General features: G+C 71.2%; 8 protein-coding genes and 1 riboswitch. Of the genes, 1 reads left to right on the forward strand and 7 read right to left on the reverse strand.

The genetic code is table 11. From position 1 onward, the window contains the following. From NJ4_RS23850 to NJ4_RS23880, 7 genes are all read right to left on the reverse strand, one after another. On the reverse strand, positions 1-583 hold a 583-nt coding region (locus NJ4_RS23850; protein ID WP_067441629.1), incomplete at its 3' end, for a beta/alpha barrel domain-containing protein. Beyond that, positions 580-765: a sulfur carrier protein ThiS gene (gene thiS, locus NJ4_RS23855; protein ID WP_067441632.1), complete on the reverse strand. Its 186-nt coding sequence runs from the start codon at positions 763-765 to the stop codon at positions 580-582. The genes thiS and NJ4_RS23850, both read right to left, overlap by 4 nt. Beyond that, complete coding sequence (gene thiO / locus NJ4_RS23860; protein ID WP_067441635.1) at positions 762-1,841, reverse strand: glycine oxidase ThiO; 1,080 nt, start codon at positions 1,839-1,841, stop codon at positions 762-764. Before thiO ends, thiS begins: the two co-directional genes overlap by 4 nt. After that, complete coding sequence (locus tag NJ4_RS23865) at positions 1,841-2,419, reverse strand: thiamine phosphate synthase (RefSeq protein WP_067441638.1); 579 nt, start codon at positions 2,417-2,419, stop codon at positions 1,841-1,843. Before NJ4_RS23865 ends, thiO begins: the two co-directional genes overlap by 1 nt. Beyond that, positions 2,418-2,528, reverse strand: a riboswitch (TPP riboswitch). It overlaps the preceding gene by 2 nt. A 43-nt stretch (positions 2,529-2,571) precedes the next feature. Further along, on the reverse strand, positions 2,572-3,249 hold the full coding sequence (locus tag NJ4_RS23870; RefSeq protein ID WP_067441641.1) for a DUF1707 SHOCT-like domain-containing protein: 678 nt from the start codon (positions 3,247-3,249) through the stop codon (positions 2,572-2,574). A 55-nt stretch (positions 3,250-3,304) separates the two neighbouring features. Continuing rightward, positions 3,305-4,360 (reverse strand): NAD(P)-binding domain-containing protein, encoded by a 1,056-nt coding sequence (locus NJ4_RS23875; protein WP_067441644.1) that lies wholly within the window; start codon positions 4,358-4,360, stop codon positions 3,305-3,307. Between the two features lie 77 nt (positions 4,361-4,437). Beyond that, positions 4,438-6,684, reverse strand: coding sequence for an ATP-binding protein (locus NJ4_RS23880; RefSeq protein ID WP_067441649.1), 2,247 nt, complete (start codon positions 6,682-6,684; stop codon positions 4,438-4,440). A gap of 159 nt (positions 6,685-6,843) precedes the next feature. Between NJ4_RS23880 and NJ4_RS23885 the strand changes: the two genes are divergently transcribed. Next, positions 6,844-7,214, forward strand: a 371-nt coding sequence (locus NJ4_RS23885; protein WP_157551326.1) for an NAD(P)-binding protein, incomplete at its 3' end; no start/stop codon positions are given.

Here is a 7,214-nt window from a genome sequence, read left to right on the forward strand (position 1 = left end):
CCATCGCCAGCGCCGCGTCCGAGGCCGTGCCGACCCCGGCGTCGAGCACCACGGGCACGTCGACGGCGGCGACCACGGCTTCGATCGCATGCGGGTTGAGCACGCCCAGCCCCGAGCCGATCGGCGAGCCCAGCGGCATCACCGCGGCGCACCCGGCATCGGCCAGGCGCCGGGCCAGGACGGGGTCGTCGGTGGTGTAGGGCAGGACCGTGAATCCCTTGCCCACCAGGGTCTCCGCCGCTTCGAGCAGCTCCACGGCATCGGGCATCAGGCTGGTCTCGTCGCCGATCACCTCGAGCTTGACCCAGTCGGTCTCCAGCGCCTCGCGGGCCAGCTCGGCGGTGAGCACGGCCTCTCGGGCCGAGAGGCAGCCGGCGGTGTTCGGCAGGATCCGCAGGCCGCGCCGGGTCAGCAGGTCGAGCAGTCCACCGGCCCCGGTGCTCGACGTGCGCCGCATGCTCACCGTGACCAACGCGGGTTCGGCGGCGTCGAGCACGGGGTCGAGCAGGGACAGCTGCGGCAGGCCGCCGGTGCCGAGGAACAGTCGGGACGGCAGGGGAACTCCGTCGATGACGAGGCTCATCCGCCCTGCACCGCCGTCACGACCTCGACCACGTCGCCGTCCTCGAGGTGTCGTGTGGCGTGCGCGCTGCGCGGCACCACACTGCCGTTGACCGCGACGGCACTCCCGGCACACGGCGCGAGCACGGCGACCGCACTCCCGGTGGGCAGGTCGGTGGGTTCTCCGTTGAGGGTGATCTTCACGCGTTGTCCTTCCTGTACGTCGGTTCGCGCCCGCTCGGCGCATGGACGAGTCGGTCCGCGTCGACCCGCGCAGCGGCGACGTCGAAGCGGCGAGGGTCGAGAGCGGGGTCGAGGTGCCCGGTCTCGAGGTGGTCAGCCACGAGTTGTGCGGCCAGCGGAGCGAGCAGCACGCCGTGCCGGAAGAAGCCGGCAGCCAGGATCACGTCGTCACGACCCGGCGCAGGTCCGACCAGCGGCACGTTGTCCGGGGTGCCGGGCCGGTCACGCGCGCACGCCTCGATGAACGTGGCCCGGTCCAGACCGGGCACCAGGAGCCGCGCGGAGTCGAGCAGCCGGGCGACGCCGCCCAGCGTCACGACAGGATCGGCGTCGTGCTCCTCCGCGGTGGCTCCGATGACCACACCGCCGTCGGCCCGCGGGACGACGTACAACGGCTCGCCGTGCACCCAGCCGCGGATCGTCCTCGTCGGCGGGTCGTCGGTGTGCGCCCGCAGGATCTCACCGCGCACACCTCGCACCAGGCTCGACCAGGGCTCGGGCAGCCGCGCACCGGTGGCGACCACCGTGACGTCGCACTCCCTCGGTTCCGGGTCGTCCCGAGCACGGCCCACACGGGAGAGGAGGGCCTCGACCACCGAACGCGGATCAACGCTGTGGTCCTCGCTGAGAAGAGCCGCTCCGGTGGCACGCGGTGAGAGCGTCGGCTCGAGGCGTCGGGCGGCCGACCCAGTCAGCATCTCGGGGGCCGCACCGAACGACTCCAGCAGGGCGGCCTGGCGTTCCACGTGCTGCAGGTCGCCCCGGTCGAACCCGACCAGCAGCGTCCCGGTGCGGTGCAGGTGAACCCCGAGCCGGCCGGCGTACGACGGCCAGAGTTCGATGCTCGACAGGCCCAGCCGAAGCAGGTCCCGCTCGGTGTGCCAGACCTCGCTCGACGGCGACAGCATGCCGGCCGCGGCGTACGACGCACCGGAGCCGGGCGCGGGGTCCACGACGGACACCTGGTGCCCACGGCGCAACAGCTCCTCGGCGCAGGAGAGCCCGATGATCCCTGCGCCGAGCACGAGCACCCGCATCAGGCGACCGCGTTCACGAGTTCCTTCGCTGCCCGCACGGGATCGGGTTGTCGCCAGATCGAGCCGATCACCGCGACACCGTGGGCGCCGGCGGCGAGTACGCCCGGTGCCGTGGCCGCCGAGACCCCGCCGATGCCGATCAACGGCAGGACCCCGACGCAGGCGGACAGTGCCGAGAGCCCCAGTGGAGCGGGAAGTCCGGGCTTGGAGGTGGTCTCGAACAGGGGCCCGAAGCCGGCGTAGGAGGCACCGTCAACACGGGCCTGGCGCAGGGACGGGAGGTCGCGGCAGGTGGCCCCGATGACCAGCTCCGGAGCGATCCGTCGAGCCGCGGCCACCGGCAGGTCCGAGGCACCGAGGTGCACACCGTGGGCACCGGCAGCCAGCGCCACGTCAAGACGGTCGTTGACCACGACCATCGCGCCCGTGTCGAGCGCCGCCGCCACGCACGCCATCAGCGAGCGGGTGGTCGCGGACTTCGCCCGCACCTGGAAGCCGTCGATGCCGGCGTCGGCGAGTGCGGGCAGCAGGGACAGGTCGTCGGTCGCGTCGACCAGGCAGAAAATACGTGCAAGCACGGGAATCGCTCCTCGCTTCCTGCGCCGGCATTACCCGGTTCAGGTTCAACGGTCAGAGCGGCTTCAGCCCCATCTCAGCCCGCTGCCGCGAGCCCCCGTGGTGGAATGTGCTGCGACCATAGCGCAATCAGCAGGCCATGAGAACCGTGGGCTCAGTGGCCGGGCAGCTCGCCGTGCCCGCGCCGGCGCCTGCCCTCGCCGGGCATCGGCTTGCGCACGACGGTGACACCGCCCATCAACGCGAAGCCCTTCACCCGCACGATCGGGGAGTCCGGGCCGAGCTGGGCCTCGGTCCGGTCGCGCCCCTGGCTGAAGTCGCCCATGATGCCGAGGCCCTCGACGATCACCACGGTGAACGCGTTGACGATGACGTCGATGCCGCCCATCACCGTGTTGGCGATGATCGTGGTCTCGTGCTCGGTCAGGATCGCCTGACGCAGGTCGATGTCGATGCCACCCATCAGGGCGAACGCGGTGTGGGTCCTGCCGACCTGCCAGACCCCGCGCCGGTCCTGGCCTCCCATGATTGCCAGCGAGGACTTGTGCGTGGGCGCGTTCACACCTGCGGGAAGCGACGCGGCCGGCGTCGACCGGCGAGCCGGGTCGTCGGCCTGCAGCGGCCGTGGCAGATCCAGCCCCTTGGTGGGCAGGTCGACCGTGATCGGCACGAGGTCGGCATAGACCTTGGCGGCGTACGTCGCCTCGAGTCGCTCGTCGAGCTCGTCGAAGTCGATCCGCCCCTCGCCGGCGGCTTCGCGCAACACCTCGGCCACCTTGTGCCGGTCGGCGTCCGAGATGCGCATCTCGTGGGGTCCGGGGGTGCCCTCCATGCCCGTCACACTAGCGGGAGCGACCTCATCTGGTCAGTGCCCGACACCGCGCCGATCAGCCGGTGGCGGTCAGCCCGTCGGACTCGAGGAACGTCGAGACCGCCACGGCGGCACGACGTCCTGCCCGGTTGGCGCCGATGGTGCTGGCGGAGGGCCCGTAGCCGACCAGCTGCACGCGCGCGTCGGCCACGGCGGTGGTGCCGTCGAGCCGGATGCCGCCGTACTCGCTGCGCAGGTGGAGCGGCGCGAGATGGGAGATCGCCGGCCGGAAGCCGGTCGCCCACAGGATCACGTCGACCGCCTCGCAGCTGCCGTCCTGCCAGCGCACGCCGTCCGGCTCGATCCGGGAGAACATCGGTCGGCGTCGTCGGTAGGCGCCCAGGCGCTCGGCCTCACGCTCCTGCTCGCGCAGCACCAGGCCGGTCACACTGACCACGCTGCGCGGCGGCAACCCACGGCGGACGCGGTCCTCGACCATGGCGACCGCGGCCCGGCCGATCTCGGGGGTGAAGTCGTCGGTGCGCCAGACCGGTTCGCGCCGGGTCACCCAGACGGTGTCGGCGATCGGGGCCAGCTCGCCGAGGAACTGCACGGCCGAGGCGCCACCACCGACGACCAGCACGCGCTTGCCGGCGAGGTGGCTCGGGCCCGGGTAGTCGGCGGTGTGCCACTGCTCGCCGGTGAACACCTCGATGCCCGGGTACGTCGGCACGAACGGCCGGGTCCACGTTCCGGTGGCGTTGACCACGGTGCGGGTGAGCCAGTGCCGCACGCCGGCGGTGACCCGGAGCAGCCCGTCGTCGTCCTCCACGCGGTGCACGTCGACCGGGCGGATCACCGGCAGCCCGTGATCGCTCTCGTAGTCGGCGAACCAGGAAGGGACGACCTCGTTGGCCCGGTCGTGGGACCGACCGGGTGCGGGCGCGTCGGGCAGGTCCGCGACACCGTGGACGTCGGCCATCGTCAGCGAGTCCCACCGGTGCTGCCAGGCGCCACCCGCTCGCGGATTCGCGTCGAGCACGACGTGGTCGAGACCCAGACGCCGCAGGTGGAAGCTCGTCGAGAGTCCCGCCTGCCCGGCGCCGATCACAAGGGAGTCGAGAATGTGCACACCTCGACAACGCCGGCTGGCCGACCGTTATGCCGTGCGATCCCTCACCACGGAGGCGGGTCATCGGTGCCCTCGGGTCAGGACCGCTGACCGAGGACCCAGGTGGCCACCTGGGTGCGCGAGCGAACCTCGAGCTTGGCCAGAATCCGCTCCACGTGGCCGTCCACGGTGCGGTTGGAGATCACCAGCTGCTCGGCAATCTGCCGATTGCTCAGCCCTTCGGCGACCAGCTCCGCCACCTGCTGCTCGCGCTTGGTGAGGGGGCTGGACGAGGCGGCGCCCGCAGGGTTGGCCGCAGTGCCGAGACCGAGCATGACAGCGCCGATGCGGTCCAGGCTCCTCTGCGCCTCGCGCAGCCGCTCGGCGTGCGGGTGACCGATCTCGACGTCCACCCGGGCCACGACGCGACGGCTGTCGGCACTGATGTCGGGACCGAACGCATCGATGTCGGTGCCGAGCAGGCCCCAGACCGCGGTCGCCGCGCCGTACAGGGCGGCGGAGTTCTCGAAGTTGCCGTTCGATGTGGCGACCCATGAGGCAAGCTCGAGAGTCAGTGCGATGCAGATGCCGTCCTGGAAGTCACGCTGCAGCTCCAGTGCCTCCACCACGGCAGCCTTGGCCGCCACCTGGTCGTCGAGCCGCCAGTGACACATGCCGGTGATCCACAAGGAGTAGGCCCGACACCAGCCCTCGCCGTTCCTGGCGCACAGGGCGAGCACCCGGCGACACGTGGCCAGCGACTCGGTCGGGCCCACCTCGAAGTACTCCGCCATCGCCAACTGGAACATCGCCGTCTGGGCCGCGGCGTCGTCGCCCACCTCCTCGAACGTCACGAGCGCCTGGTGGTACGCCGCGATCGAGGCGGTCAGATTTCCACTGAACAGCTCCAGCAGGCCGGTCCACGCATTGACGTGCGCCATCAGATGCGCGTCATCGAGCTCGGTCGCGAGAAGACGAGCGCTCTCCAGGTGCCGGGCGCCCGCGTCCCGGTCGCCCTGGATCAGGCAGACCCACGCGGCCACCCACAGGGCCGCGCCGTGCGACGGCGTCCGGCCGAGGTCGAGGGACAAGATCCGCTCCAGCCAGCGCCGTCCGTCACTGAGGAAGCCGCCGGCGATCCAGTGGTAGCGCAGGAACGACCCGAGCTGAGCGGCCTGCTCCTGCTCCCCGGGGGTCGTCGCGGACCATTCCAGCGCGGCAAGGACGTTGGCGTGGTCGCGGCGCATGACGGACAGCGCTGCGGGTTGCCCGGGACCACACCACGACTCGACCATGTCCCGGGCCAGGCCCAGGTAGTGGTCGCGGTGACGCCGGCTCAACTCGTCTGTCTCCCCGGCAGCCTCGAGCTTCTCCGCGGCGTACTCGCGCATCGTCACCAGCATGCGGTAGCGCATCTCGGAGCCGCCCGGCTCGGCGATGACGATCGACTTGGCCACCAGGTGGTCGAGCAGGTCGAGCAGCTGCTCGGGGGCGAGCTCACCGAACCCGCAGACCGTCTCGACGGCGGCCAGGTCCAGGCCTCCCCGGAAGACGGAGAGCCGAGCCCACACGAGCTTTTCGTCAGGCGCGCACAGCTCGTGACTCCAGTCCACGAGGTCCCACAGGGCCTGGTGCCGCGGCAGCCTGCCGCGCACGTCGCCCTTGAGCAGCTGGAACCGGTGATGGAGCCGCGCCAGCAGCTGCGTCACCGACAGCGTCCGCAAGCGTGTGGCCGCGAGCTCGATCGCGAGCGGCAGTCCGTCGAGGGTCGTGCAGAGCTCGTCGACGACCGCCCGGTTCTCCGCAGTGACCTCGAAGCCGGGAAGGTGGTGCCTGGCACGGTCCGCCAGCAACCGGACGGCGTCGGCTCCTTCGAGGGGTCCGACCGGGAACACCTGCTCGCTCGGCAGGCCGAGCGGCTCCCGGCTGGTGGCCACGATCGTGACGCCGGAGGCCGCGTCGAGAAGCTCGGCGACCAGGTCGGCGGAGGCTTCGAGGACGTGCTCGCAGTTGTCGATCACCACCAGCATGGTCTTGTCGGCAAGGTGGCGGTGCAGCTGCTCCACCGGGGTCCGGGTGGACTGGTCGGCGACCTCGAGGGCGGCCACCATTGCCGGCGCCACGGCAGCCGGACCACCGAGACTGGCGAGGTCGACGAACGTCGTACCGTCTGCGAAGAGGTGGCCGGTGCGCTCCATCAGCTCCAGGGCCAGCCTGGTCTTGCCAGCGCCGCCGGTGCCGGTGAGGGTCACGAGCCGAGCAGAACCGAGCAGCCCACGGACGTCACCCAGCATCTCGTCGCGACCGATGAAGGTCGTCAGCCGCTCCCCGACACGTGGGCCCATGCTGGCGAACCCTAGTCGCCGAACTGTGACCCGGGCCACCGTGCGCGACTGCCGAGCGGCCCTCCGCATCCAATGGGGTGGCCGAACGGGTGGTTCCACCCGTGTCCCGGGCGTGTGACCGCGGTCACGATGACGGTCCGCCGATCGAGGAGTGTCCCCATGACAGAGAACCAGAGCCACGACGTCATCGTGGTCGGTGCCGGATTCGCCGGCATCTACGCCATCCACAAGTTCCGTGACCGGATGGGCCTGGACGTCCACGCGTTCGACGCGGCCAGCGACGTCGGCGGCACGTGGTACTGGAACCGCTACCCCGGCGCCCGGGTCGACATCGAGAGCGTGCACTACTCCTACTCCTTCGACGAGGAGCTCCAGCAGGAGTGGCACTGGAGCGAGCGCTACCCGGCACAGCCGGAGATCCTGACGTACCTCAACCACGTCGCCGACCGCTTCGACGTCCGTCGCAACGTCACGTTCGACACCCGGGTCACCTCGGTGACCTGGGACGACGACGCGAGCCTGTGGCGGGG

This window comes from Nocardioides jensenii JCM 1364 = NBRC 14755, assembly GCF_001552535.1.
Classification (GTDB): domain Bacteria; phylum Actinomycetota; class Actinomycetes; order Propionibacteriales; family Nocardioidaceae; genus Nocardioides; species Nocardioides jensenii.

Bases quoted from the DNA above. Each gene is read 5' to 3' on its own strand.
- thiO (WP_067441635.1), bottom strand. From the start codon at position 1,841: ATGCGGGTGCTCGTGCTCGGCGCAGGGATCATCGGGCTCTCCTGCGCC.
- NJ4_RS23880 (WP_067441649.1), bottom strand. From the start codon at position 6,684: ATGGGCCCACGTGTCGGGGAGCGGCTGACGACCTTCATCGGTCGCGAC.
- NJ4_RS23870 (WP_067441641.1), bottom strand. From the start codon at position 3,249: ATGGAGGGCACCCCCGGACCCCACGAGATGCGCATCTCGGACGCCGAC.